Below are 25,136 nucleotides of genomic sequence, written 5' to 3'. Positions count from 1 at the left end.
ATCAGGCGGCCAGGAACTGCTGTTCCTGCGCGACATCGAGTTCGGCCAGATAGCACTTCAGGCGGTACAGCCGTTGGCGGTAATTGCCTTCCGGCCCCGTCACGCCGCAATCGACGCGCTCGAACAGGCGCACCACCTGATCGAGCAGCTGGCGCTCCTGCGCCGTGCGGATCAATACCAGGCGCCGCTTGCCGCGCCCATGCGTGGCGCTGATATCGATCAGCAAACAATGTCCCTGGTCGGCCGCATGCAGATCGAGCAGCAAGGCCTCGGCACGCGACAGGTGAAAGCAGCGCGCCAGCTCCAGACGCGCCGCCAGCAAAGGGTGGCTCAGGCCCAGCTGGCGCAGTTGTCCATCGGCGTGCAGGGCGGCATACTGGCCCCAGTCGCCCGCTTCGCCGCGCGGCGCAATGCGCGCCAGCGCCGCCTCCGCTTCATTGCTGCCTTGCGCCTGCGCCTGCAGCAGCCAATAGGTGGCGCGCACATCGTTGTTGACACCGTCGCGGCGATTGCGCCAGGCATGCATGCCGCACTCGAGCTGAGCCGGGCCATGCCCCAGGTCGGCGGCACGCTCCAGGCAGGAATGGGCTTCGACCACATTGCGCTGGGAAAATTCCGGTTTGGTATAGATGCGCGACAGCACGAACCAGGCTTCGGCCAGGCCCTGCTCGCCCGCCTGCGTCAGCCAGCGCACGGCCCGCTTAAAATTCGCGGCGCCGTTGCGCGTGGCCAGCCGCTGGCCATGCGCATCCATGCGTGCATAGCCGAGCCCCAGCTCCAGCTGCGCCGTGCGGTCGCCGCCATGCGCGGCCAGCTCGCAACATTGCCACCCCTCTGCATCGCCGCCAGGCGCCAATGCCTGGGCGCAACGCGACAGCAACTGCACCTGCTGCGAGTCCAGCGCGATCGTGCGCGCCCCGGCCGCGGCCTGGCGCTGCAACAGCTCGCGCGCCAGCGGCAAGCCTTGCGACAGGAAGCCCGCATGGTTGCCCTGGCTCCAGGCCTGCTCCAGCCAGGCGTACAGCGGCGTATCGCCATCGCAGGCGTGCTTGCCAGCGACGCCGGTATCGGGCACGCAGGCTGCGGACACTCCTTCTTGCATGGATAGCAACCATTGCGCATCGGGCAAGCCGGCATGCACGGCGGCGTCCAGCGCCACGCGTGCCTTGGCGCGCAAGGTTTCACAACTGCTGGCGGCGTTGCCCAGCACCAGTTGCGCCAGCACCAGGCCCGCCTGCACCAAGCCCGCATCGAACGCCTGCGCGTAATACGGAATCAGCGTCCTGGCTGCCGGTTGCGCCACTTCGAACGGCACGTGCGTACCGATCAGCAAGCATGCTTCCTGGCTATCCTCCTGGGCCGCCCGCGCCAGCCAGTGCAAGGCGGTCGGCAAGCTCTGCGGAACACCCTGTCCGAACAGATACAGCCGTCCCAACGCCAGCTGGCAAGCCACATCGCCCGCGCGCGCGCCCTTGATCAATCCTAATGTTTCGCGATTTGCCATCGATTCTCGATATTGAGTCAATGATTCTAATTAGTCAGCTGTCTCCAGGCCCGTCCATGCAGGCCCACCCTTAGTGTAACGTCCTTGTGTCATAAATCCGCCACAGCCGGCTTAAGAACTTGATTCAACGCAACAATGTCCTGGCCAGGACACGCCAATATGGCGAGGTGCCGCCAGTGTGGCGATGGGAGAACGCCGGCCATCGGCGCAGGATCGGCAAAAACCGCGCGTTACAAAAATACAACAGGGCCATGGATTTATGACGCTTTTCACCAATCTTTTCACGCATATTTGACCAATCCCGCACGTCTTGCGCGCCAACGAATTAAGGTTCATTCATCGAAACGCGGTAATTGGCGCATTTCAATCTGCTCGGATCTCGGACGGAACTCACTTTTAATAGGGAATAAGACATGAAAAAATCACTCGTTGCCCTCGCACTCTTCGGCGCCTTTGCCGCAACCGCACAAGCGCAGTCGTCCGTCCAAATCTACGGCACGGTCGATGCTGGCCTGGGCAAAGCTACTGGTGAAACCACCAAAGTCACCAAGCGCGACAACAACAAACTGGGTTTCAAGGGCACGGAAGATCTGGGCAATGGCTTGAAAGCTATTTTCCAACTGGAAATTCGCTATGAAACCGATACGGGTACGCTGGAAAGCAACTCCCGTCCGCTGTTCCAGGGTCAAAGCCGCGTCGGCCTGCAAGGCAACTTCGGTACCGTGCGCCTGGGCCGTGGCCTGACCGCCTTCCAGGAAGCGAGCACCGCGTTCGAACCGTGGTCGGGCATGCCTACGCCAGCCGGTTTCCAGACCGACATCACGGTCGCCGGTTACACCAGCGATCCGCTGAGTGCGGATGGCAACTCGCGTAACCGCTTCTCGAACGCCTTGTTCTATAACTCGCCAGTCATCAACGGCTTCCAGTTCAACGCCACCGTGGCCGCCAAGGAAGCCAATAACAATGCCGCCGTCGATCCGCGTGCGCCAGGCAACCGATTCACATTTGCCTCGGGTAACTACGCCGTGGTAGCAAACGTTGCACCAGCGTCGAATCCGTACTCGATGTCGGCTACCTATACCAACGAACAGTTCGCCGCCATGGCCGCTTACGAGCGCAATGGCCTGCAAGCCAAGCTGTGGTCGGTTGCCGCATCGTTCAATCCGGTCAAGGAATTGAAACTGATGGCGTCGTACCAGCATCAGGATGATGGCAACTTCAAGATCATCAATACCGATACCAAAGCATGGCTGATCGGCGCCAACTACGACGTCGGCCCAGGCAAGATCCGCGCTGGCTACGGTCAGAAAACCCCGGATGGCGTCGTCAAGACCAAGCAAGCATCGCTGGGCTATGACTACAATCTGTCGAAACGCACCTACCTGTACGCGGACATTTCGAACAAGAAAGCAGCCGTTGCTAACAGCATCAACTACACCGTTGCGAAAAGCGTCAACTACATCGGTCTGGGCGTACACCACAATTTCTAATGCCCCGCACGTCACCCTCCACGGGTGATTGCTGAGCAAGAAATGCAAGGCGGCATGGGTAACCATGCCGCTTTTTTCATGTGCGCGCGGAAAATGCAGCGACGCCCTGCCCTTTGCGCCTATGCCGGCGCACTCTCGGTTAGAATGAAGCGTTCATCCTTCTCTCTTCTGACTATCAATGACCGCCACACTCGATTCCAGCACCGTCGCCCAGTACCTGAGCGAGCATCCGACTTTCTTCGCAGAGCATACCGCGCTGCTCGGCGAGGTCAAGCTGAGCAGCCCGCTGACGGGACGCACCATCTCGCTGCAGGAGCGGCAGATGGAAGTGATGCGTGACAAATACAAGGCGCTGGAACTGCGCATGTCCAAGCTGAGCCGCCTGGCCGAGGAAAATGGCGACATCGCCAGCAAGTTCCACGGCTGGAATCAGGCCATGCTGCAAGTGCGCAGCGATGCGGCCATGCCGCGCGTGCTGGTCGATGCCCTGCAAAGCAATTTCGACGTGCCTTACGTCAGCCTGCGCCTGTGGCAAGTGCTGCCGGAACACGCCAACGGCTGGTTCACGGAAGATGTCACGGCCGACGTGCGCATGTTCGCCAACAGCCTGCAAGCGCCGTACTGCGGCAGCAACCGCGATTTCGAAGCCGTGCACTGGTTGCAGGCGGATAAAATCGAATCGACCGTCATGATCGCCCTGCGCGCCCCGAACACCACGGGCACCTTCGGCTTGCTGGTGCTCGGTTCGCCCGACAGCGAACGCTTTACGTCGAGCATGGGCACGGACTTCCTCGTGCACATCGGCGCCACGGCCAGCGCCGCCCTGGCCGCGCTGCGCGCCGGCTCGCCTGCCTGAGTCAGCCATGGGCGAGGCGCGCGGCAAGGCCGAATGGCTGGCCAGCTACCTGGCGCAGCTGGCCACGCAGCGCAAGCTCTCGCCCCACACGCTGGACGCCTACGGGCGCGACCTGCGCGCCTTGCTGGAACTGAGCGGCAATACGCCGTGGACGGCGCTGGCGCACAATGAAGTGCGCCGCTACACGGCCAAGCTGCACGCCGGCGGCCTCGACCCGCGCTCGATCGCCCGCAAGCTGTCGTCGTGGCGCGGCTTTTACAACTGGCTCAGCGGCGAAACGCCACTCGACGCCAACCCCGTCGACGGCATCCGCGCGCCCAAGCGGGCCAAAACATTACCGAAAGCCCTGTCGGTGGACGACGCCGTGCGCCTCGTGGCGCCCGCGCAACACCAGCAGGGCGCTGCCGAGCCGGAACAACTGTGCAACCGCGCCATGTTCGAGCTGCTGTATTCGAGCGGCTTGCGCGTCTCCGAACTGACCAGCCTGGACACCCATTACTGCAAGGCCGAGGGCGGCCAGCCCGCCTCGCTGGGCTGGCTCGACATGGCCAGCTTCGAAGTCATCGTCACGGGCAAGGGCAACAAGATGCGCAAGGTGCCCGTCGGCAAGGCCGCCCTCGTGGCGCTGGCCAGCTGGCTGGCCGTGCGCCCGCCTGCCGCCGATGGCAGCGCTGCCTTGTTTTTAAGCACCCGCGGCACGCGCATTTCACCGCGCGTGCTGCAGCTGCGCCTGAAGGCGCACGCGCTGGCCACCGGGATTCCCGCGAACGTGCACCCGCACGTGCTGCGCCACTCGTTCGCCTCGCACGTGCTGCAATCATCGGGCGACTTGCGCGCCGTGCAGGAAATGCTGGGCCATTCCAGCATCACCTCGACCCAGGTCTACACGGCCCTCGATTTCCAGCATCTGGCGCACGTGTATGACCAGGCGCACCCGCGCGCCAAGCTCAAGTAGGCAGTCGCAGTCGTGGGCCAGCCTGATGCATATCAAGCGGATGGGCGCGCATTTGCAAGCATTTGCAAAATTCCGGCATAATCGTCCGCATTCTTCCGCTTGCGCGGCGGCACCATCGATTACAGCATAGGCATCTCTCATGGCACTGATCCCAACCACCATCCTCACCGGTTTCCTCGGTGCCGGCAAAACCACCCTGCTCAACCGCATACTGCAGGAAGACCATGGCATGCGCATCGCCGTGATCGAGAACGAGTTTGGCCAGGAAAACATCGACAATGAAATCCTGGTGCAGGATAGCAACGAGCACATCATCGAGATGAACAACGGCTGCATCTGCTGTACCGTGCGCGGCGACCTGATCGTGGGCCTCACGGAACTGGCGCGCAAGCGCGACGCCGGCCTGCTGGCATTCGACCGCGTCGTCATCGAAACGACGGGCCTGGCCAATCCCGGCCCCGTGGCGCAAACCTTCTTTGTCGACGAAGAAGTGGGCAGCCATTACATGCTCGACGCCATCATCACGGTGGTCGATGCCCGCCATGCGATGAAGCAACTCGATGAATACGAGGAAGCCCAGCGGCAAGTGGGCTTCGCCGACAAACTGCTGCTGTCGAAAACCGACCTCGTCAGCGAAGACGACGTGGCCGCCCTGACGCGCCGCCTGAAGCGCATCAACCCGCGCGCCCCGATCGCCAAGGTCGATTTCGGCCGTGCGCCGCTGGCCGAAGTGCTCGACATCCGCGGTTTCAACCTGAACGAAAAGCTGGAACTGGACCCCGATTTCCTGGCCACGGAAACGGCGCACGTCCACGATCACGACAAAGCGCACGACCACGCGCATGCGCACGCAGATGAGCACGGCCATGAGCACAAGCACGAGCACACTGAAGCCTGCGCCACCGATTGCGGCCACGCGGACCACCACCATGCGCAGCACAGCGACGATATCGCCGCCTTTGTTTTCAAGAGCACGCAACCGTTCGACAGCGCCAAGCTCGACGAGTTCCTCGGCGGCCTGGTACAAGTGTATGGCCCGCGCATGTTGCGCTACAAGGGCGTGCTGCTGATGCAGGGCGCCGAACGCAAGGTGGTCTTCCAGGGCGTGCACCAGCTGATGGGCAGCGACCTGGGCGCCAAATGGGGCGAAAACGAAGTGCGCGGCAGCAAAATGGTATTTATTGGCAAGAATCTACCAAAAGACATTTTTATTCGCGGACTCGAACAATGTTTGGTATAAACTAGCCGGGTTTTGCAAAATACCCTTTGCAAAGCAGAAACAAAAGGGAAAGTTAAGCACGCTTTCCCGCTGTCCGACACCCGTCTTGCTGGTATAAACCAACAAGTGGCCGCCTCTGATCGGCCAGGCAACAAATCGGGATGGCAATATAAGGCAAAGCGTGCCAAAATCAGCGACGAAAACGGCCCATGTCGTTCGCCTGTCATAAAATGCTGGCAAACTGCCGCTGGCCGCATGCCAGGCATGCAAACGATCCACCCAACACGCCCGTTGTCGCGCGCATAGCGCGACCGGCATAGAGCGGTAAAAAGTTATCAACATGGCACCATAGCCTGCCGGTAGTCCTGACTTTCGCCGGCAAGCCAAGGTCGCACGCAGTACAGCGGGACAGCAATGCCAAGCGGAACCTGTACAGTTGCTCGGTATCGCCGCATCAACTGATCAATTTGAAAACTCTGTCGTATCGAAGGTAAGCGAAGTTATGACCAAAACTAATAAATCGACCCCGGCCGCCAGCCAAGACATCCCTCTCATCAGCGAAGATCAAATTCGCGCCATGAGCGAAGATGACTACATGAATCCGGCCCAACTGGCATTCTTCAAGGCACGCCTGCAGCAGCTCGAAAAAGACTTGCTGAAAAACGCCGGCGAAACCACGGAACACTTGCGTGAAACCGTGCTCGTACCGGACCCTGCCGACCGCGCCACCATCGAGGAAGAGCATGCGCTGGAACTGCGCACGCGCGACCGCGAGCGCAAATTGCTGAAGAAAGTGCAGCAATCGATCGCCAGCATCGACGCCGGCGACTATGGCTGGTGTGAAGAAACGGGCGAGCCTATCGGCATCCCGCGCTTGATCGCCCGTCCGACCGCCACCCTGTCGCTGGAAGCCCAGCAACGGCGCGAACTGAAGCAAAAACTCTACGGCGACTGATCGCCCGTCCCCCTGCGTGGCCGCCCCGGCGGCTGCGTGGCGGCAGCAAAAAAAGCACACAACCTGCGTTGCGTGCTTTTTTTTCGTCCCGCGCCGACTACACTGAAGCAGACGCGGCAGTGGCAAGTGCCGCTTGCAATTGTCTTTTCCATCCCCACTTTTGAGCCATGGGCGCGCAACCGCATGGCCTTGCACGCATCGGCACGAATCTTTTGAGGTCACTATGGAACAATTTCACGGCACCACCATCCTCTGCGTACGGCGCGGCAAGCAAGTCGCTCTGGGCGGCGACGGCCAGGTCACGCTGGGCAACATCGTCATGAAGGGCACGGCCCGCAAAGTGCGTAAGTTGTACCAGGGCAAAGTCCTGGTCGGCTTTGCCGGCGGCACCGCCGACGCTTTTACCTTGCTCGACCGCTTTGAAGGCAAGCTGGAAAAACACCAGGGCAATCTGCTGCGCGCCTCCGTCGAACTGGCCAAGGACTGGCGCACCGACCGCGTGCTGCGCCGCCTGGAAGCGATGCTGCTGGTGGCCGACAGCGAATCGACCCTGGTCATCACGGGCAATGGCGACGTGCTGGAACCGGAAGACGGCATCGGCGCCATCGGCTCGGGCGGCACCTACGCCCAGTCGGCCGCCAAGGCGCTGCAGGAAAACACGGACTTGTCGCCGGCCGAGGTGGTCAAGAAATCGCTGACCATCGCCGCGGAACTCTGCATCTACACCAACATGTCCCACATTATCGAGACCCTGGACTGAGTCCAGGCGCGTCCGAGCAAAGAATGGAAAGCCAATTATGATCATGAACATGACCCCGTCGGAAATCGTCACCGAACTCGACAAGCACGTGGTGGGCCAGGCCAAGGCCAAGCGCGCCGTCGCCATCGCCCTTCGCAACCGCTGGCGCCGCCAGCAGGTGGCCGAGCCCCTGCGCCATGAAATCACGCCCAAGAACATCCTCATGATCGGCCCTACGGGCGTCGGCAAGACGGAAATCGCACGCCGCCTGGCCAAGCTGGCCGAGGCGCCGTTCATTAAAATCGAAGCGACCAAATTTACCGAAGTCGGTTACGTCGGCCGCGACGTCGACACCATCATCCGCGACCTGATCGACATCGGCATCAAGCAGACGCGCGCGCTGGAAATGAAGAAAGTACGCGCACGCGCCGAAGATGCGGCCGAAGACCGCGTCATCGACATCCTCGTGCCGCCGGCGCGCGACTTCGGCTTCACGCCGAATACGCCAGCGGCCGTGGACAGCGGTAGCGGCAGCGGCGACAGCACGCGCCAGACCTTCCGCAAGCGCTTGCGCCAGGGCGAGCTCGATGACAAGGAAATCGAGATCGAGCTGGCCGAGGCAGGTCCGCAGATGGAAATCATGGCGCCGCCGGGCATGGAAGAAATGACGGAGCAGATCAAGTCCATGTTCTCGGGCGCGGGCGGGCAGCGCAAGAAGGCGCGCAAGGTCAAGATCCGCGAAGCCTTGAAACTGCTGGTCGAGGAAGAAGCGGCCAAGCTGGTCAACGAAGATGAACTGAAACAGAAAGCCATCCAGAACGTCGAGCAGAACGGCATCGTCTTCCTCGATGAAATCGACAAGATAGCCTCGCGCTCGGAGTCCGGCGGCGCCGACGTCTCGCGCGCCGGTGTGCAGCGCGACCTGCTGCCGCTGGTCGAGGGCACCACCGTCAACACCAAGTACGGCATGATACGCACGGACCACATCCTGTTCATCGCCTCGGGCGCTTTCCACCTGGCTAAACCGTCCGACCTGATCCCGGAACTGCAGGGGCGTTTCCCCATCCGCGTGGAACTGGAATCGCTGTCGATTTCGGACTTCGAGCGCATCTTGACGAGCACCGACGCCTGCCTGACGATGCAGTACGAAGCCTTGCTGGCGACGGAAAACCTGAAACTGCAGTTCGCGCCGGAAGGCATCACGCGCCTGGCCGAAATCGCCTACTCGGTCAACGAGCGCACGGAAAACATCGGCGCGCGCCGGCTGCACACGGTGATGGAAAAACTGCTGGAAGAAGTGTCGTTTACGGCCAGCGAAAACAGCAGCAGCACGGAAAACCTGCTGGTGATCGATGCCGCGTACGTGAATGAACGCCTGGAAGCGCTGTCGGTCAACGAGGACCTGTCGCGCTACGTGCTGTAATCAGGGAGGGGAAAACCGATGGCAAACAAGGCATTGGCGACGCGGCAGAAAATGCAGTTCCGCGTCGAACCCTCGCAAAAACCGCGCAACCCGGTCGCCACGGCAGCCCTGCAGCGCGCCGCCGGGGCGCACGTGAAAACCGTGTCAGGCCAGCGCCAGCAGGAAAAACGCCTGCTGGCGAAACTGCTGTTGAAGGTGGAAACGGACAAATAGGCCGCCCGCGGACACCCCGTTCAAGGACGTCCGCCATCAGGCCACTCTCTGCCGCAGCATCATCCCCTTAGAAACGGTAGGACGCGCCCAGCGAAAACATGTCGACCTTGGTCGTTTGCTTGCTGTTGTACTTGACGGGCACGCGATCCCAGTCGAGGTGCAGCGACCAGTTCTGGTTCAGCGCATATGCCGTGCCGATGCCGTAGGTCAGGCCGGCCTTGTTCTTCTTGTCCGAACCGCCGCTCAGATAATCGACCTTGCCCTGCGTGTAGGCCACGCCGGCGCGCCCGCTCAGGGTAAAGGCGTCGAACTGGTAGCCGAGCACGCCCTGCACGCCGAGGCCCGTGAATTTGCCGCGGCCAGCGCGCTTGCCGGCGCCCGTGTCGAAGCCGGACTTGACCTCGCCGCCTGTGTACCCCACCAGTTCAACCGAAGGCAGGGCCACGCCGCCCTGAAACGGCAGCGCGTCGAAACTGTAACCCAGGTAGGCCTTGCCATTGCGCTTGCTGCTTTTGTCGCAATCGGCTTGTCCTGGCAAGCAATCGAGGCCGCTATTGGCGCGAAAGCCATAGCTGGCGCCCGCATAGATGGGGCCCGGTGCAGCTTCGGCAGCGGCGGCATGCAGGGGAGCGATGGTGGCCAGCGCCAGCAGCGCTGCGGGGAAACGGAAAGATGGAAACATGGATAACCTCTACAAGTGGATGGATTGCCTGGTTGTAGCGCGCTGCGCGAGCCACAAGCGGGAGTGTCATCTTTTTTGCCGAGAAGTACTATCACCTTGTGCAAAGTGCCATTAAGGGCTACATTCGGTACCGTCATCCGCTACCAAACTTGTAAAGAAGGATATCTCGTGAGTTCACCTGAACTGGTTTTGCGCGTGCTGCGCACCCAATTGCGTGCCGCCGGCATCACGTACAAGGTACTGGCCGAACGCATCGGCATGAGCGAGTCGAGCGTCAAGCGCATGTTTGGCCAGCACGACATGTCGCTGTCGCGCCTGGCCCTGATCTGCAAGGCTTCGGGCATCGCCATGGAAGACGTGCTGCGCGGCGCGGCCGACATCACGCCGCATGCCGACACGCTCACCCTGGTGCAGGAAAAGTCGCTGGTGGCGCATCCGCGCCTGCTGCTGGTGGCGATCTGCTGCCTCGGCCACTGGAGCCTGGAGCAGGTGGTGGAAACGTATGCGCTGACGCAGGCCGAGTGCATCGGCTGCCTGGCCGAACTGGACCGGCTTGGCTTGATCGAACTCAAGCCGCTGAACCGCTACAGCCTGCGCGTCTCGAACGCCTTTCACTGGCTGGCCGACGGCCCGGTGCAGCAGTACTTCCGCGAACACGTGGTAGCCGATTATTTCAGCGGCCACTTTGACGGCGCCGGCGAAACGCTGATGTGCATCCCGGCGCGCCTGTCGCTGTCGAGCGCGCAGGAGCTGGTGCAGAAGATCCGCCAGCTGGCCGAGGAACTGGCGCGGCTGCACCAGAACGACCGCCGCCTCGCGCCCGCCGAGCGCGATGGTTTCACCCTGCTGCTGGGGTTTCGCTCATGGGAATTTGCCGCCTTCACGGCGCTGCGCCGCAGCACGGCGGCCACCTCCCCGGCGGCGCCCTACCAGACCGGTCCCAGGAACAGATAAAGCGTGCTCTCGCCGCCCTTCGATGCGCCCGAGGCCACGTACACGGGACCGAAGCGCGTATCGACGGAGATGAAGGCGCTGCTCGCCTGCGTGAACTTGCTGGATTTCCAGCGCTCGCTCTGATCGAAGCCGCCGCCCATCTCCAGCGAAAAGCCGGCCCGCACGGCGCCGCCCAGGGTGCTGGGCAGGGAGCCGATGCGGCGCGCCATCACGAAGCGCGCCAGGGCCACGCTGCGCCCCGTCACCGACTCGAACTGCGTGCCGGACAGGCGCAGGAAGCCGCCCAGGTTGAGCGGCGCCTCGCCGCGCTGCGCGCGCGCCCATTCGCCATACACGTGGCCGGCCCAGTTGCCGCGGCTAAAAGCCTGCATGCCGGTGATGGAAGAGCGGCCCAGCGCCGCTTCGCCCGAACCCGTGCTCGAATCGCGCGTCCAGGTAGCATCCACCAGCATGCCGCGCGTGGGGAAACCCGGTGAATCGAGCGTATCGACGCGCAGCTGCACAAACTGCGTGGTGCCGAGTGCGCGCGATTCCGGCAGCGTAGGGTCGGCCGGAATCGCCAGCCTGCCCTTGACCTCCGTGCGCGTGACGCCGAACCGCAGATCGCCCCAGGTACCGAACTGGCGTCCCAGTACCAGCGCCGCCGTCTGGCCGTTATATGTCACACGGGCGCTGCGCCGGCCCTTGTCGAACAAATCCATCGCCGACGAGCTGTACTGCAGTTCCGGCGCGATATACCACGGGTTGCCGGCCCCAAGCGGCTGCCAGAACTGCACGCCATAACCGCGCTCATTGCCGATCTGCGCCATGCTGCGCAATTCGCCGCCCCAGCTGTTCAGGTTCGAGCGCACGTGCAGCAGCTTCAGGGCAAAGGTATTGCTGTCCCTGAAATCACTGGCCATTTCCAGGCCCACGCGCAGCCGGTTGCTGGCCCATGGCGCTTCGACCGCCTTGATGTTGACCGTGCGCTGGTCGCCCGCGTCAACCACATCCGTCTCCACGCGCGCCACGTCGCCGCGGCCATACAGCCTGGCCGCTGCCTTGAGTACATCTTCCTGGCTGACGGCCTGCCCTTCCACCAGACCCGATTGCGCCTGCAGGATGCGTGGATTGATGTCGCCTTCGCTCTCCACGGCCAGGCGCGTGAGCGGCAGGGCCACGTCCAGCAGGGCCGGCGCCGCCAGGCGCAGCTGCTCGCGCGCCGCATACTGTTGCGGCGGCAGGGCCAGCGGCGCCAGGCGGGCGGCCAAGGCCTGCGCCGCCTGTTCGCCGGCGCGCATGGCGCGCGCATAGTTTTCAAAGTCGAGGAAACTGACGCCCGTCAGGTCCGGCGCCACCAGGATATCCTGCGCACGCAATTCCTTGAGCGAGCGCTGCACGTTCTGCTCCGTGAGAATCTGCAGCATCTGCTGCGCCACGCCGATGGCGCTACCCAGCTCTTTTTCCGGCGCCAGCGGCGTGCCCACGTTGACGGCGATGATGATGTCGGCGCCCATGGCGCGCGCCATGTCGACGGGCAGGTTGCGCACCAGGCCCCCATCGACCACCAGACGGTTATTCACGCGCACGGGGGCAAACACGCCCGGCACGGCCAGCGAGGCGCGCATCGACAGGAACAGCGGCGTGTCGACCAGTTCCACCAGTTCGCCATTGACCAGGTCCGACGCCACCGAGCGGAAGGGCAGCGGCAGCTGGCTGGCGGGGCGGTCGCGCATACCGGCCGGCAGCAGCCGGTTCAGCGCCATTTCCAGCGCCGCATTGCTGGCCGCGGCCGGCGGTGTGGAGATGCCGTTGCGGCTGATGCCAAACTCGATGCGCGACGGCAGCAGCAAATCTTCCTCGCGGCGGCGGAACGCCAGTTCGTCGCGCGGCGGCCGGTCGGCCACTACGCGCGACCAGTTGGTCTCGCGCGCCATCTTTTCCAGGTCCGCCACGGAAGCGCCGGCCGCATACGCGCCACCCACCACGCCACCCATGCTGGTGCCGACCACCATGTCGATCGGCACATGCAGCTCCTGCAGTACTTTCAATACGCCGATATGCGCGAGGCCGCGCGCGCCGCCGCCCGACAGCACCAGCGCGATGCGCGGGCGCGCCGCTACGGGCGCAGGAGCGGCCAGCGCGGGAGCGGAGGCAACGGTGGCGGCGGGAACGTCAGCGGCGGCGCCGGCTTGCGGCAAGGCGCACAGCGCCGCCACGCAGCCTGCTGCCAGGACGGCACGGATCGAAAACATGAGGACTCCTGTCGCGATGGCGGCACGGCGCCATCAGCATGATGGTAATGGGGTGGTTCCGAAAATCAGCTCAATTCGACGGCGGCGTGCTGGTGGTGCTCACCTGCGGCGCCGCCGGCATCATGGTCGCCGGACGCTGCGACTCCATCGGCAGCGGCGGCGGCACCAGGTTCGTTGCTGGCGCCGCTGCCGGGCTGGCAGACACTTGCGCCGGCAAGGCCAGCGCCTTGTCGTCGGCCACCAGGTCGATGCGCTTGCTCACGCCGCCATCGCGCAGCAGCACGTGGCGCGCATGCACTTCCAGCACCGTCACGCCGGGCGCCACCTCGGCGCCTTCCGGCAAGGCCACGGACGGCTTGCCGTCGGTCGCAATGATGGCCACGCTGCCGCGGCCATTGGCGGCCGCCACCACCCCCTTGAGCTGGTAGTTGCTGGCCGTGGCCACGCTGACCTGCCCGCCGAACAAGGAGGCGCCCGCTTCCACGCTGGCATCCTGCACCACCGGATTGGGGGGGGGATTGATGGGGCGCTGCGGCGCCTTGAACAGTTGCATGGCCCAGTAGGCCAGCGACACGGACAGCGCCACGACGGCGAGCAAACTTGTAAATTGAGGCAAACGCTTCATGGCTTCCTTGAGTTTCTTATCTGACGAGCTGATTGATTTCGATAATCGGCATCAGCACGGCCAGCACGATCAGCAGCACCACCACGCCCATGGCCAGGATCAGGGCCGGTTCCAGCAAGCCCGCGATGGTCAGCGTGCGGCGTTCCAGGTCCTGCTCCTGCGCACTGGCGGCGCGTTCCAGCATGGCCGGCAGCTCGCCCGTGATTTCGCCCGCGCGTATCATGTGGATCAGCATGGGCGGAAAATGCTTTTGCGCCGACAGCGCGCGCGCCAGGCTGACGCCCTCGCGCACGGCGCCGCTGGCGTCAGCCACCAGTTCCTGCATCGCCACGTTGGTCAAGGTATCGCGGCTGGTGTCGAGCGCGCGCAGGATCGGCACGCCGGACCCCGTGGTGATGGCCAGGGTACTGGCGAAACGCGACGTATTCAGGCTGCGCTCGAACTTGCCGTACAAGGGCGCCGTCAGCAGCCAGGTATGCCAGCGCCGTTTCAAGGCCGGCTGCTGCAGCGCGCGGCGCCAGGCGAACCAGGCGCCAATCAGGACGATACCCATCACGATGCCATAGTGGCGCACGAAGTCCGACAGCGCCAGCATGATCACCGTCAGCATGGGCAGCTTCTGCTTGGTATTGGCAAACACGGAAACGATCTGCGGCACCACGTAGGTGAGCAGGAAGATGACGATGGAAAACGCCACCACCGTGACGATGGCCGGATACGTAAAGGCCAGCTTGACCTTCTGCACCAGTGCATTGCGCCGCTCGATGTAGTCGGCCAGGCGCGACAGCACGCGCGATAGATGGCCAATCTGCTCGCCCGAGGCCACCAGCGCCCGGTAGATTTCCGCGAAATCGCGCGGATGGCGCGCCAGCACGTCGGAAAACGCGGCGCCGCCGATCACTTCCGAGCGGATCGAAGCGATCAGGTCGCGCAGATACGGCCGCTCGGCCTGTTCCAGCAGCGCGGAAAACGCCTGCTCCAGCGGCAGGCCCGCTTCCAGCAGGCTGGCCAGCTGGCGCGTAAACAGCGCCAGCTCGGTGTTCGACAGGCGCTCGCCGAAGCCGCGCCGTTTGGTCACGCCGGCGGCGTCGACCTGCGCGGCGATCGGCTCGACGGCCAGCGGCACCAGGCCTTGCACGCGCAGTTCGGCGCGCGCGGCGCGGGGACTGTCGGCATTGAGCACGCCCTTGCGGGTGGCGCCCTGGGCGTCGACGGCTTCATAACGGAATGCGGGCATGGTGGCGGGCCTAGTCTTTGGTCACGCGCAGCAATTCTGCCTGCGTGGTGGTGCCGTCGCGCAGCCAGCGTTCGCCGTCATCGCGCATGCTCGTCATGCCGTCCTGCAGGGCCACCGTGCGCACTTCCGCTTCCGACGCGCGGTTGTGGATCTGCGCGCGGATCTGTTCTGTCGTGCGCAGCAACTCGTACACGCCGACACGCCCCTGGTAGCCCGTCTGGCCGCACTGCTCGCAGCCGACCGCCTGCCAGTACTGCCCATCGAAGGTCTTGCACGCGCCGCACAATTTGCGCACGAGGCGCTGCGCCAGCACGCCGAGCAAGGACGACGACAGCAGGAACGGCTCGATGCCCATGTCCAGCAAGCGCGTGACGGCGGCCGAGGCGTCATTCGTGTGCAAGGTCGCCAGCACCAGATGGCCCGTCAAGGATGCCTGCACGGCGATCTGCGCCGTTTCCAGGTCGCGGATCTCGCCGATCATGATGACATCGGGGTCTTGCCGCAAAATCGCCCGCAGCGCCTTGGCAAAGGTCATGTCGATGCGCGGATTGACCTGCGTCTGGCCCACGCCGGCCAGGTCGTACTCGATCGGGTCTTCCACCGTCAGGATGTTCGTCGTCGTCGCGTTGAGCATCGACAGCGCCGCGTACAGGGTCGTCGTCTTGCCCGAGCCGGTGGGACCCGTGACGAGCACGATGCCGTGCGGCTGCGTGATCAGGCCGTCGAACTGTTTCAACATCGGCGCGCTCATGCCCAGGTGCTGCAGGTCGAGGCGGCCCGCTTCCTTGTCCAGCAAGCGCAAGACGGCCCGTTCACCATGCCCGGTGGGCAGGGTCGAAACGCGCACGTCGACGGGCTTGCCGCCCACGCGCAGGGTGATGCGGCCATCCTGCGGCAAGCGCTTTTCTGCGATGTCGAGCTGCGCCATGATCTTGATGCGCGAAATGAGCGAACCGTGGATGGCTTTGCGCGGGCGCACCACGTCGCGCAGGCTGCCGTCGATACGGAAACGCACGACGGAGGTCTGCTCGAACGGCTCGATGTGGATGTCGGACGCGCCTTCGCGCAGCGCCTGCGTGAGCAGCGCGTTGATCATGCGGATGACGGGCGCGTCGTCGGACGATTCGAGCAAGTCCTCGATGGCCGGCACATCCTGCAGCAGCTTGGTCAAATCGAGGTCGGCATCGAATTCATCGGCCATCTGCGAGGCGTCGCCGCCGCCGCCCGCGTAGGCGCCGGCAATGGCCGCATCGAGTTCGCCGCGCGGCAACACCATCAATTGAATCTGGCCGAAACGGCGCGACACTTCGGCAATGGCCGCCGGCGCCGTCGATGCGGCCACCAGCACTTCGACGGGGGCGCCGTCGACGGCGCCGGGCCGGGCCAGCAAGCCGAAATCGCGCGCGTAGGCGTAGGGAAGCAGATTGCTCATGACTGCTCCATCACTTCTGTGGCTGTTGCGACTGCGGCTGCTGCTGGTATTGCTGCAGCAGCGACTGCGGCGGCGTGGCCGCGTTGGCCGGCGCGCCTGGCGGCGGGGTTGGCGCCGGCGGTACGGGACGCGTCACCATGTTGCCGCCCACCGGCTGGCCATCCTGCAGGGCCGGCAGCACCGGCGTGCCAAGGTCTTTCAGCATCAAATTGCCCGTGGCCGGGACGGCGGCCGTCTCGGCCGAACGCATGTAGTCGTAGCGGTCGGCCGCCAGGCTGCCGCTTTGCTCCTTGTTGCGCACGATGACGGGGCGCAGGAAGATCATCAGATTGGTTTTCTTGCGCTCGCGCGTCTGGTACTTGAACAGGTTGCCGATCAGGGGAATGTCGCCCAGGCCGCGCACTTTTTCCGCGTTGTCGCCCGTGCTGTCCTCGATCAGGCCGCCCAACACGATGATCTGGCCATCGTCGGCCAGCACATTGTTTTCGATCACGCGGTTGTTGATGGTGATGCCGCTGACGGCCGACGCCGTGGATTTGTCCACGCTCGACGTCTCGTGATAGATGCCCAGCTTGATGGTGCCGCCCTCGGAAATCTGCGGGCGCACCTTCAGGGTCAGGCCCACTTCCTTGCGGTCGATGGTCTGGAACGGGTTCGTGTTGGTGCCGGCCGTGCTGGTGTACTGGCCCGTCAGGATAGGCACGTTCTGGCCCACCTTGATGGTCGCCAGTTCATTGTCCAGGGTGATCAGGTTCGGCGTCGACAGGATGTTGGCGTTGCCGTCCGATTCCAGCGCATGCGCCACGGCACCCAGGCCCAGCGCGCCGTTGATCTGCTTGAAGATACCCAGGGTCAGGCCGCCCGTGGGCAGGGTCTTGCCACCGCCCGTGGCGATGGCGGCGATATTGTTATTGGTGCCGCCGGCGAACGACTGCAGCGCCCCCACGCGGTAGTTGCTGCCGCTGTCGCCGGAAAGCCCCAGCCACTGCACGCCGAATTCGGACGCCTTGGCCGACGTCACTTCGACGATCAGCGCCTCGATGTAGACCTGCGCGCGGCGCACGTCGAGCTGGTCGATCACGGCGCGCAGGTTGCGGTACACGGCTTCGTTGCACGTCAAAATCAGGGTATTGGTCGATGCGTCGGCCTGAATGAAACCGGCCGCGCCGCCGGACGACAGCTGCTGCGGCGCGTTGTTCAGCGAAGCGCCGCCCGTGCTGCCGTTTTGCGTATTGCCGCCCAGGCCAGTGCTGTTCATGCCGCTGTTGTTCTGGCCGATCTGGTTGTTCGTGTTCTGGTTGCCGACGCCCTGCTGCGCCGTGGCGGCCGTGCCGTCCGACGTCACTACCGAGCGCAAGGTCTGCGCCAGCTTGGTGGCGTCCGCATTTTTGAGGTACACCACGTGCACATTGCCCAGCTGCGTGGTGGGCTGGTCCAGCTTCGAGATCAGCGACTTGGCCAGGTTGGCGCGCGCCGCCGACGGTGCGCGCAGCACCAGCGAATTGGTGCGCGGGTCGGCCAGCACGGAGACCTTGCCAGCGTCGGCCCCCGCGCCGGCACCGCCCGCATTGCCGCCTTCCATCAGTTTATTGACCATCGAGGCCAGGTCCGACGCGATGGCGTAGCGCACGGGGATCACGTCCAGGTCCGCCGACGCGGGCACGTCGAGCGCGGCGATGATCTTCGCCAGGCGCTTGAGGTTATCCGCGTAATCGGTGATCACCAGCGAGTTGTTGCCCGGGTTGGCGTTGATCGTGTTGTTCGGCGAGATCAAGGGGCGCAGCACGGCCAGCAGGTTGGCCGACGATTCGTAGTTCAGGTAAAACACCTGGGTGGCGATCTGGTCGCCCTTTACCTGGCTGGCACCGTTGCCCACCTGGGTCGGCACGGATTGCAGCTTGGCGTCCGCTTCCGGCACCACTTTCGCATAGCCGTCGCCGGACACCACCGCATAGCCCTGCAGGCGCAGCGCGGAGGCCAGCAGCCCGAAGGCCTGGGTCTTGCTGATCGATTTTTCCGACACCAAGGTGATCGTGCCCTTGACGCGCGGGTCGATGACGAAATTGATGTTGGTGTAATGGCCCACGGCCTTGATCACCGACTCGATGTCGGCGCCGACGAAATTGAGCGCCGCTTCATCGCCGGGCGCGGCCCAGACGGGTGCCGGCATGCCGGCCACGGAACAGCACAGCAAGGCGGCGGCCGACAGGCGGCGCAGCGAAAAGGAGAAAGGATGGGGGCTCACGGATGGTTTTTTCATTGTCTGAACTCTAAGGCGATGATGTTTTTTTCGCTATTGCTACGGCGCTGTCCCAGCAAATTCAACAAACTCGCCAAGGTCTCTTCATATCCTGCTGCGGCCTGGGCCTGGCCGGAAAACTGCATGCGCCCCTGATTCAGGCTGCCGCTGCCGTCGAGCAGCAGCGGTCCCTTGATGGAGCGCAAGGTCAACGTCGCCTGCTGCCCCTGCCAATCGAAATCGAGCTCGTAGCTGCCCAGCGGACGCAAGGACGACAGGCGCGACGCCATGTCCGTCATCTGCAAGGTGGTGCGGCCGACGGCGGAAAACTGCCGCTGCTCCAGAGCCAGCTGCAGGGTGCTCCACGACAGGCGCATGCTGCCCGTTGGCGCCACGGTATTTAATGGTGCACCGAGGCCGCCGAGGCCATCGGCCGGCAGCAGCAGGGCCGCCGGGCTGACTTGCCAGTGCGACCACGAACCGCGCAAGTTCACCGGCTGCGACAGCGCCTGCGGGTTTTGCAGTTCCACGTCCGCCGATCCCCACAGCACCGAGGGCGAGATGCGCCAGCTGAAACGCCCCGGCAGCAGCGGCGTCACGGCGCCATTCGCGCTGGCCGCCCCGCCGATAAAGGCCGAGCCGCGCCACAGGGTACCTTGCGCGTCGCCCAAGGTCAAACGTCCGCCCGTCTGCTTTTCCACGATGCCAGCGACCCAGCCGGCCGGAAAAAACACCAGCAGGGTGACGCAGACGCTGACGATGATGGCCAGCAGCCAGCCAAGCAAGCGCCTCATCGTGCCGCGCCGGGACTCTGGTGCAGGGTCAGGCTGGCATCGACCAGCCCCGCCTTGCCCTGCGCCTGCGCCGTGATCTTCGCGTCCTGCACCGCCACGCGGCCTTCGCGGCGCAAGCCGTCCAGCCACAGCATGACGCTGGCAAACGGCACGCCGTTCAACTGCACGCGCGCGTACTCTCCCGTCAGCGACAGCGATTGCGGCGCCAGGCCGCGCGCTTTCAGCGATGCGTCAAGGCTGTCACGGCTCATGGGGGCGACCTGCACGGGCGTCTGGCGCGCCAGTTCGCCCGCTTCGCGTGCCAGCGCCTGCAGCTGGGCCGCGTTCTGGCGCAGCTCGGGCAAGCTCTTTTGCAAGGCGATGCGGCCCGTCCAGGCCGGCTGGAAGAACATGGCGTGAACGAGGGCTAACCCCGCCACGACGCCGCCGATGGCCAGCAGCTTGCGCTCCTGCTGCGTGCGTTCTGCCCAAAAGGCTTGCACCGCCTGCTGCTGCCGCGTCAATGCGGCGCGCGCCTGGTTGACTGCTGCACTCATGCTTTTGCTCCCGTGGCCGGCGTGATCTTCCACACGCCCGGCGCCGTTTCATTCAAGGCCAGCTTGCGCGCGGCCAGGCCATCGCGCACCTGCGCCTGGGCGCTGGCGTCGACCATGTCCGGTTTCAGCGTGACGATCAGGCTGCGCTCGCGGTATTCCAGTGACGCCACCACGCCGCGTCCGGCCAGTCCGCCCAGCGCCTCGCCCAGGGCCGCGCTCATGCTCGTAAAATCATCCATGCTGGCCTGCCCGCTTTGCAGGCGGGCAGCGGCGATATTGCGCCGCATCTGCTCCGCTTCCAGGCCATACACGGGCGCTTCATTCGGATACGCGGCCTTGAAGGTTTGCTGCATCGAGGTGCGCACGGTGGCGGCCTCGCGCTTCAAGCGCATCCATTCGATATTCATGCCGGCCAGGTTGACGATCACGGCCAGCAGCGCCAGGCGCAGCGGCCAGCGCCAGCGGCGCCATTCGGTGGCCGATCCCGTGGCCGTGCCCAGGGCGGCAGCCAGATCCAGCCCCGCGCCCTTGGCGCCGGCGATCCAGTGCGCCCAGTGGTCCGGTTCCACCGTCACGCCAGCCATGCCGGCGGCCAGCTGTTGATAGTGCGCCAGCTCGGCCTGTGCCACATACACCGTCAGCGGCACGTCGCCGGCAAACGCGCGCGTCGTCAGCAGCGCCTGCTGCGGCTGGGGCGGCAAGACCAGGCCGAGGCCCTCTTGCGGCGCCTGGCGCAAGGCCAGTTCCAGACCGTCGCCGCTTGCCTGCAAGGATGCCGTCACGCTGCCCGGCTGCAAGGGCAGGCACAGCTGCGACGGCAGCAGAACCACCTTGCGCGCGCCCTGCGCCAGCAAAGCTTTCACCAGCACCTCGGCCCAGGCGCGCTGCGCCACGGCCACCGTGCGCATGCCGGCAGCGTCGGGCGCGCCGGCGGCCAGCAGGCAATCCTGCGCGTCGCCGAGAATATGTTCTTCCACCAGGCCAGGCAAGGCCGCACGCAGGCGGGCGCCGGCCAGCGGCGGGGTTTTCAGGCGCAGCAGGGTCACATCGGCCGCCGCCAGCAGCAAGACCACCTGCTTCGCGCCAGCAATCAGCTGCCCCAGGCTGCCCAGCGGCGCGCTGCCCTGCTGCAGCAAGGCGCCACCGTCGCCGGCCAGCACGAAGGAGCAGGCTGGCGCGCTGTCGATGGACGCCCTGGCCGGGTGACGGATATACAATATTGTCAAAGTGACTCGCTTTCAGGGGTTAATTTTCCCGCAACCAGACCAGGCTGGTGGTGCGCTGCGGATCCGTTTTTCGATTGACGAGCGCCACGGCATCGAGGGCGGCGCGGTCCAGCCGCACACGAATGACGGTGAGGAAGTAACGGCTTTTCACGTCGAGTTCCACGGAAGCAATCAGTTCGGCATTAATATTATTCTTGAAGTTTGCCAAATCAACAAACTTTTTGCGCGGATTGCTCAGGGTCAGGGCGCTGGCCTCGGACAAGGACATCATCGTCACGGCCGCCAGCACCTCGGCCGGCGCCGTATTCACGTTGACCGGCGTGAGTTCCGGCAAGATGATGACGAAATCGCGCAATTTCTCGATCAGCTGTGGCGTATAGCCGGGCACGGCCAGCAAATCCTCGACCTGCGTGAACGCCACCGGCTCGCTGCCGCCGCCCGTGGCGGACGTGGTGGGCGCGGCGGCGGGCGTCTTGCCATCGCTGCCGCTGTCCATGGCGCGCGGTTTCGGCTTCGCGCGCAGCACGGCATCGGCCGTCGCCTGCGCCAGGCCGCTGTCGAGCCGCAGGTTCGACAGCAAACGCTGGAAGGCCAGCACCTGCTTCGGATTGATGCCGCCCGTGGCGGCGACCAAGTTGCTGATATTAAACCGCGCCTGCGCATCGAGCGCGCGGCCCGACACGGTGGCGTCGAATTTTTCCGTGTCGACCTTTTCGCGGTCGACGTAATCGTCGAGCCGCGCTTCCTCGATGGGCGTGGCCCACACGCCGTCGGCCGCCGTCTGCGAGGGATTGTCCTGGCGCAGCCAAAAGCGGGCGAAGTCGACCATGCCACGCATGGCCCACTGCGTCTGCAGGCGCAGGCGCTGGTTTTCCATCGAGCGCACCTGCACCTGCTGCTGCCAGAACAGGCTGGCGACGACGGTGATGACCAGCGCCGTCAGCAGCAAAGCCGTGATGACGGCCACGCCGCGCTGGCGCTCAGGGAGCGAGAAGCGCTTCATCCCGGCCCCAGTAAAAAGACTTTGGACAGGCCCGCGTCCTGACCCGGCATTTGCAAGGTCACTTCCAGGCCCGGCACTTGCGTGGAGATGGTGGCGCCCGCCGTCAGCACGTTCCAGGCGCCATTGCTCCAGCCGCGCATGACCATGCTGCCGACGCCCTGCATCAGGGCCACGTCGGCGTTGGAGGTATCGGTATCATCGCGCGCCGCCTGCCACAGGGTGTCGAGCACGGCCAGGTCGCGCGTGCCGTTCGATTCGCGCCGCGTCAGCACGCCGCCGCGCAGGCGGTAAGTGACCACTTGCAACTGTTGCGGCTCCTGTTCCGATGCGGCCAGGCGCACCAGGGTCAGGCGGTCAGTCTCGGCCGTCAGGTTGGTACGGCCATTCAGCAGATTGTTGTCCTGGCCGGCACCGGCCAGATGGTCGCAATCGCTCTGCATCTGGGCAAACGCCAGTTGCATGCCGCGCGCCTGCTCCAGCTGGCTGCTCAGCACTTCGCGCGAACGCACGATGCTGTCCAGGCCGCGCCAGCCCAGCACGGCGACCATGGCCAGGATGCCGATCGCCACGAGCAACTCGATCAGGGTGAAACCGCCAGCGGGGACAGTGCGGCGCGCCATCAGTCGTTAAAGGAAAGTAACACCAGGCGCACGATGCGCCGGGCCGGGTATTGCACGTCGTACACGTTCACGCGCACTTGCCGGATGCGGGGATTCGGCGTGGCCACCACCTCCTCCTCGCAGATCAGTTTCAGATCACCCTGCGGGCAGTCGACCGTGCGCTTGCCCGTCTGCGGAAAGGTTTTCGCCAGGCGCAAGCGCACCAGGTGGTTTTCCGCCGACCAGGTGGCCATCATGGCGCTGCGCAAGCCGTCGCTGTTCTGCGTCAGGCTGCCCACGGCGCGCAGCGAGGCGCCCAGGGCCGTGCCGACGATGACGAGGGCCACCAATACTTCCAGCAAAGTGAAGCCGCGCTGGCGGCGGCGCAATGAGAACTCCATCATTGCTCGACCGTGAAGTGGCCGATGCCGTCGGCGCGAATGGCCACGCTGCGCTCGCCGCTGGCCAGGGTCAGCACGAAAGGCTTGTCGACCGGTTCGCGGCCGAAGATGATGCGCAGCGGCTGGGCCACGCTGTTCGACGGCTGCACGCTGAGCAGCATGGGCGTATTGCTGAAGCTGCGCTCACGCAGCAAATCATCCTGCGTCACGGGTTGCCACAGCTTTTCATTGAGGACCAGGAAACGGTATTGATTTTCGTCCGCCTCGAACGCCACTTGCCGGCTGCGCACGATGGCTTCATCGCGCGCCAGTTGCAGCAGCAGGGCGATGCGCTCGGCTTCCTTTTGCAGCGCTTGCTGGCCATCCGGCATGGCGTTCAGCGACACCAGGCCCAGGGTCACCCCGATGATGACCATCACCACCAGCAATTCGATCAGCGTGAAGCCGCTGGCGCATTGCCGGTGAACAGCGCGACCGGTGGTCATGGCAGACATGCAATGGAAAACTTACAGTTCCCAGGAGCCGATATCGGCGTCGTCGCCGCTACCGCCAGGCTGTCCGTCGGCGCCCAGCGAAATGATGTCGACTTCGCCTTTCAAGCCTGGCGACAGGTACTGGTACGGGTTGCCCCATGGATCTTTCGGCATTTTGTCCACATAGCCGCCCGCCTTCCAGCCATTCGCGGCCGGTCCCGTGGTCGGTTTCTCGACCAAGGCACGCAGGCCCTGCTCGGTGGTCGGGTAGCGCTGGTTGTCCAGGCGGTACAGCTTGAGCTGCTGCATCACGGTGGCGATGTTGACTTTCGCCGACGCCACTTTCGATTCGCCAATGCGGGAGATCAGCATAGGCACCACCTGGGACGCGAGGATGCCCATGATCACCACCACGACCATGATTTCGATCAAAGTGAAGCCGCGCGCGCGGCGCTGGCGTATCGGATGGTTTGCTGCGTTTTGCATAAGAAAGAGAGAAGAAGGTAAGTAATGAGTGCAGAGTATAAAGCGGAAATATGACAAAGCCTGTCATATGGGGAAAAATTTGTGCGGGCCTACTCAGAGCGGCAAGACCACTGCACCGCAAACGGCGCAGCCGGGGTCGCGCGCGACGCGCATGCTGCTCCATTCCATGTGCAAACCGTCGAGCAGCAGCAGCCGTCCGGCCAGCGATTCACCCGTACCCATGATCAGTTTCAGCGCCTCGGCCGCCTGCATGGCGCCCACCACGCCCACCAGCGGCGCAAACACGCCCATGGTCGAGCACGCCTCGTCCGTGAACTGCTGTTCCTGCGGAAACAGGCAGGAATAACAGGGCTGGGTGCCCGTGCGCGGGTCGAACACGCTCACTTGCCCGTCGAAACGGATCACGGCGCCCGACACCAGCGGTACCTTGCCCGCCACGCAGGCGCGGTTGACGGCGTGGCGCGTGGCGAAGTTGTCGGTGCAATCGAGCACCACCGTGCTGGATAAGACCAGTTCGGCCAGGCGCGCGCCATCGAGGCGCTCTTGCAAGGCGACGATGTCGATCTCGGGATTGATGCCGGCCAAGGTTTCGCGTGCCGACAGCACTTTCGGCTGGCCCACGCGGGCCGTGGTGTGGGCGATCTGGCGCTGCAGATTGGTCAGGTCGACCGTATCGTCATCGACCAGGGTCAGCTTGCCGACGCCGCTGGCGGCCAGATACATGGCGGCCGGCGAGCCCAGCCCGCCCGCGCCAATCACCAACACATGCGCGTCGAGCAAGGCTTGCTGGCCTTCGATGCCGATCTGATCCAGCAGGATATGGCGCGAGTAGCGCAGCAATTGATCGTCGTTCATGGCGGC

General features: G+C 64.5%; 25 protein-coding genes. 9 read left to right on the top strand and 16 right to left on the bottom strand.

What is annotated here, in order from left to right; all coding sequences use genetic code 11:
* Nucleotide 1 precedes the first annotated feature (1 nt).
* Nucleotides 2-1,504 carry a tetratricopeptide repeat protein gene (locus tag CLU91_RS17945; protein WP_100875245.1) on the bottom strand — a complete coding sequence of 501 codons (1,503 nt, stop codon included), beginning with the start codon at nt 1,502-1,504 and terminating at the stop codon, nt 2-4.
* A 413-nt stretch (nt 1,505-1,917) separates the two neighbouring features.
* Here CLU91_RS17945 and CLU91_RS17940 point away from each other — a divergent pair, with 413 nt between their 5' ends.
* The 8 genes from CLU91_RS17940 to CLU91_RS17905 all read left to right on the top strand — a co-directional run bounded on the left by CLU91_RS17940 (nt 1,918) and on the right by CLU91_RS17905 (nt 9,354).
* Complete coding sequence (locus CLU91_RS17940) at nt 1,918-2,994, top strand: porin (RefSeq protein ID WP_100875244.1); 1,077 nt, start codon at nt 1,918-1,920, stop codon at nt 2,992-2,994.
* Nucleotides 2,995-3,172: 178 nt separating this feature from the next.
* Nucleotides 3,173-3,850: a DUF484 family protein gene (locus CLU91_RS17935; RefSeq protein WP_099760984.1), complete on the top strand. Its 678-nt coding sequence runs from the start codon at nt 3,173-3,175 to the stop codon at nt 3,848-3,850.
* A gap of 7 nt (nt 3,851-3,857) precedes the next feature.
* Nucleotides 3,858-4,805, top strand: coding sequence for a tyrosine recombinase XerC (locus tag CLU91_RS17930; RefSeq protein ID WP_100875243.1), 948 nt, complete (start codon nt 3,858-3,860; stop codon nt 4,803-4,805).
* 139 nt (nt 4,806-4,944) lie between these two features.
* Complete coding sequence (locus CLU91_RS17925; RefSeq protein WP_100875242.1) at nt 4,945-6,045, top strand: CobW family GTP-binding protein; 1,101 nt, start codon at nt 4,945-4,947, stop codon at nt 6,043-6,045.
* A 481-nt stretch (nt 6,046-6,526) separates the two neighbouring features.
* Nucleotides 6,527-6,979, top strand: a complete 453-nt coding sequence (gene dksA / locus CLU91_RS17920) for an RNA polymerase-binding protein DksA (RefSeq protein ID WP_071079830.1) — start codon at nt 6,527-6,529, stop codon at nt 6,977-6,979.
* Between the two features lie 223 nt (nt 6,980-7,202).
* Nucleotides 7,203-7,739 (top strand): ATP-dependent protease subunit HslV, encoded by a 537-nt coding sequence (hslV, locus tag CLU91_RS17915; RefSeq protein WP_010394217.1) that lies wholly within the window; start codon nt 7,203-7,205, stop codon nt 7,737-7,739.
* Between the two features lie 43 nt (nt 7,740-7,782).
* A complete protein-coding gene (gene hslU, locus CLU91_RS17910; protein ID WP_100876793.1) occupies nt 7,783-9,141 on the top strand; it encodes an ATP-dependent protease ATPase subunit HslU in 1,359 nt (452 codons plus the stop codon).
* A gap of 18 nt (nt 9,142-9,159) precedes the next feature.
* Nucleotides 9,160-9,354: a hypothetical protein gene (locus CLU91_RS17905; protein WP_034753063.1), complete on the top strand. Its 195-nt coding sequence runs from the start codon at nt 9,160-9,162 to the stop codon at nt 9,352-9,354.
* 67 nt (nt 9,355-9,421) lie between these two features.
* Here the strand turns inward: CLU91_RS17905 and CLU91_RS17900 are convergent, their stop codons facing one another.
* Nucleotides 9,422-10,036: an outer membrane protein gene (locus CLU91_RS17900; RefSeq protein ID WP_100875241.1), complete on the bottom strand. Its 615-nt coding sequence runs from the start codon at nt 10,034-10,036 to the stop codon at nt 9,422-9,424.
* 168 nt (nt 10,037-10,204) lie between these two features.
* Between CLU91_RS17900 and CLU91_RS17895 the strand changes: the two genes are divergently transcribed.
* On the top strand, nt 10,205-10,990 hold the full coding sequence (locus CLU91_RS17895) for a helix-turn-helix domain-containing protein (protein WP_232730790.1): 786 nt from the start codon (nt 10,205-10,207) through the stop codon (nt 10,988-10,990).
* Here CLU91_RS17895 and CLU91_RS17890 read toward each other — a convergent pair.
* The 14 genes from CLU91_RS17890 to CLU91_RS17825 form a co-directional block, all read right to left on the bottom strand.
* Nucleotides 10,963-13,224, bottom strand: coding sequence for a patatin-like phospholipase family protein (locus CLU91_RS17890; protein ID WP_100875240.1), 2,262 nt, complete (start codon nt 13,222-13,224; stop codon nt 10,963-10,965). The genes CLU91_RS17895 and CLU91_RS17890 overlap by 28 nt on opposite strands.
* A gap of 70 nt (nt 13,225-13,294) precedes the next feature.
* Nucleotides 13,295-13,849, bottom strand: coding sequence for a type II secretion system protein N (locus CLU91_RS17885; RefSeq protein WP_100875239.1), 555 nt, complete (start codon nt 13,847-13,849; stop codon nt 13,295-13,297).
* 16 nt (nt 13,850-13,865) lie between these two features.
* The gene (gspF, locus tag CLU91_RS17880; protein WP_100875238.1) at nt 13,866-15,086 is read right to left on the bottom strand and encodes a type II secretion system inner membrane protein GspF; all 1,221 of its coding nucleotides are present in this window, start codon (nt 15,084-15,086) and stop codon (nt 13,866-13,868) included.
* 10 nt (nt 15,087-15,096) lie between these two features.
* Entirely contained in the window at nt 15,097-16,518 is a 1,422-nt protein-coding gene (gene gspE / locus CLU91_RS17875; RefSeq protein WP_100875237.1) for a type II secretion system ATPase GspE, read from the bottom strand.
* A 10-nt stretch (nt 16,519-16,528) separates the two neighbouring features.
* Entirely contained in the window at nt 16,529-18,778 is a 2,250-nt protein-coding gene (gene gspD / locus CLU91_RS17870; protein ID WP_100875236.1) for a type II secretion system secretin GspD, read from the bottom strand.
* Complete coding sequence (locus CLU91_RS17865; RefSeq protein WP_100875235.1) at nt 18,775-19,551, bottom strand: type II secretion system protein N; 777 nt, start codon at nt 19,549-19,551, stop codon at nt 18,775-18,777. Before CLU91_RS17865 ends, gspD begins: the two co-directional genes overlap by 4 nt.
* Entirely contained in the window at nt 19,548-20,087 is a 540-nt protein-coding gene (gspM, locus tag CLU91_RS17860) for a type II secretion system protein GspM (protein ID WP_100875234.1), read from the bottom strand. The genes CLU91_RS17865 and gspM overlap by 4 nt, the downstream gene beginning before the upstream one ends.
* Complete coding sequence (gene gspL, locus CLU91_RS17855; RefSeq protein WP_232730789.1) at nt 20,084-21,313, bottom strand: type II secretion system protein GspL; 1,230 nt, start codon at nt 21,311-21,313, stop codon at nt 20,084-20,086. The genes gspM and gspL overlap by 4 nt, the downstream gene beginning before the upstream one ends.
* A 19-nt stretch (nt 21,314-21,332) precedes the next feature.
* Nucleotides 21,333-22,316 (bottom strand): type II secretion system minor pseudopilin GspK, encoded by a 984-nt coding sequence (gspK, locus tag CLU91_RS17850; protein WP_100875232.1) that lies wholly within the window; start codon nt 22,314-22,316, stop codon nt 21,333-21,335.
* Nucleotides 22,313-22,936: a PulJ/GspJ family protein gene (locus CLU91_RS17845; RefSeq protein WP_100875231.1), complete on the bottom strand. Its 624-nt coding sequence runs from the start codon at nt 22,934-22,936 to the stop codon at nt 22,313-22,315. Before CLU91_RS17845 ends, gspK begins: the two co-directional genes overlap by 4 nt.
* Nucleotides 22,936-23,319 (bottom strand): type II secretion system minor pseudopilin GspI, encoded by a 384-nt coding sequence (gene gspI / locus CLU91_RS17840; protein ID WP_100875230.1) that lies wholly within the window; start codon nt 23,317-23,319, stop codon nt 22,936-22,938. Before gspI ends, CLU91_RS17845 begins: the two co-directional genes overlap by 1 nt.
* Complete coding sequence (gene gspH, locus CLU91_RS17835) at nt 23,316-23,810, bottom strand: type II secretion system minor pseudopilin GspH (protein WP_100875229.1); 495 nt, start codon at nt 23,808-23,810, stop codon at nt 23,316-23,318. Before gspH ends, gspI begins: the two co-directional genes overlap by 4 nt.
* A gap of 12 nt (nt 23,811-23,822) precedes the next feature.
* Complete coding sequence (gene gspG / locus CLU91_RS17830; protein WP_100875228.1) at nt 23,823-24,275, bottom strand: type II secretion system major pseudopilin GspG; 453 nt, start codon at nt 24,273-24,275, stop codon at nt 23,823-23,825.
* A 93-nt stretch (nt 24,276-24,368) separates the two neighbouring features.
* Nucleotides 24,369-25,130, bottom strand: a complete 762-nt coding sequence (locus CLU91_RS17825; RefSeq protein ID WP_100875227.1) for a HesA/MoeB/ThiF family protein — start codon at nt 25,128-25,130, stop codon at nt 24,369-24,371.
* Between the last annotated feature and the right edge of the window lie 6 nt (nt 25,131-25,136).

Source organism: Janthinobacterium sp. 64, from assembly GCF_002813325.1.
Lineage (GTDB): Bacteria > Pseudomonadota > Gammaproteobacteria > Burkholderiales > Burkholderiaceae_D > Janthinobacterium.
This window is presented reverse-complemented; position numbering and strand designations above follow the sequence as displayed.

Bases quoted from the DNA above. Each gene is read 5' to 3' on its own strand.
- CLU91_RS17945 (WP_100875245.1), bottom strand. From the start codon at position 1,504: ATGGCAAATCGCGAAACATTAGGATTGATCAAGGGCGCGCGCGCGGGC.
- CLU91_RS17940 (WP_100875244.1), top strand. From the start codon at position 1,918: ATGAAAAAATCACTCGTTGCCCTCGCACTCTTCGGCGCCTTTGCCGCA.
- CLU91_RS17935 (WP_099760984.1), top strand. From the start codon at position 3,173: ATGACCGCCACACTCGATTCCAGCACCGTCGCCCAGTACCTGAGCGAG.
- CLU91_RS17930 (WP_100875243.1), top strand. From the start codon at position 3,858: ATGGGCGAGGCGCGCGGCAAGGCCGAATGGCTGGCCAGCTACCTGGCG.
- CLU91_RS17925 (WP_100875242.1), top strand. From the start codon at position 4,945: ATGGCACTGATCCCAACCACCATCCTCACCGGTTTCCTCGGTGCCGGC.
- dksA (WP_071079830.1), top strand. From the start codon at position 6,527: ATGACCAAAACTAATAAATCGACCCCGGCCGCCAGCCAAGACATCCCT.
- hslV (WP_010394217.1), top strand. From the start codon at position 7,203: ATGGAACAATTTCACGGCACCACCATCCTCTGCGTACGGCGCGGCAAG.
- hslU (WP_100876793.1), top strand. From the start codon at position 7,783: ATGAACATGACCCCGTCGGAAATCGTCACCGAACTCGACAAGCACGTG.
- CLU91_RS17905 (WP_034753063.1), top strand. From the start codon at position 9,160: ATGGCAAACAAGGCATTGGCGACGCGGCAGAAAATGCAGTTCCGCGTC.
- CLU91_RS17900 (WP_100875241.1), bottom strand. From the start codon at position 10,036: ATGTTTCCATCTTTCCGTTTCCCCGCAGCGCTGCTGGCGCTGGCCACC.
- CLU91_RS17890 (WP_100875240.1), bottom strand. From the start codon at position 13,224: ATGTTTTCGATCCGTGCCGTCCTGGCAGCAGGCTGCGTGGCGGCGCTG.
- CLU91_RS17885 (WP_100875239.1), bottom strand. From the start codon at position 13,849: ATGAAGCGTTTGCCTCAATTTACAAGTTTGCTCGCCGTCGTGGCGCTG.
- gspF (WP_100875238.1), bottom strand. From the start codon at position 15,086: ATGCCCGCATTCCGTTATGAAGCCGTCGACGCCCAGGGCGCCACCCGC.
- gspE (WP_100875237.1), bottom strand. From the start codon at position 16,518: ATGAGCAATCTGCTTCCCTACGCCTACGCGCGCGATTTCGGCTTGCTG.
- gspD (WP_100875236.1), bottom strand. From the start codon at position 18,778: ATGAAAAAACCATCCGTGAGCCCCCATCCTTTCTCCTTTTCGCTGCGC.
- CLU91_RS17865 (WP_100875235.1), bottom strand. From the start codon at position 19,551: ATGAGGCGCTTGCTTGGCTGGCTGCTGGCCATCATCGTCAGCGTCTGC.
- gspM (WP_100875234.1), bottom strand. From the start codon at position 20,087: ATGAGTGCAGCAGTCAACCAGGCGCGCGCCGCATTGACGCGGCAGCAG.
- gspK (WP_100875232.1), bottom strand. From the start codon at position 22,316: ATGAAGCGCTTCTCGCTCCCTGAGCGCCAGCGCGGCGTGGCCGTCATC.
- CLU91_RS17845 (WP_100875231.1), bottom strand. From the start codon at position 22,936: ATGGCGCGCCGCACTGTCCCCGCTGGCGGTTTCACCCTGATCGAGTTG.
- gspI (WP_100875230.1), bottom strand. From the start codon at position 23,319: ATGATGGAGTTCTCATTGCGCCGCCGCCAGCGCGGCTTCACTTTGCTG.
- gspH (WP_100875229.1), bottom strand. From the start codon at position 23,810: ATGTCTGCCATGACCACCGGTCGCGCTGTTCACCGGCAATGCGCCAGC.
- gspG (WP_100875228.1), bottom strand. From the start codon at position 24,275: ATGCAAAACGCAGCAAACCATCCGATACGCCAGCGCCGCGCGCGCGGC.
- CLU91_RS17825 (WP_100875227.1), bottom strand. From the start codon at position 25,130: ATGAACGACGATCAATTGCTGCGCTACTCGCGCCATATCCTGCTGGAT.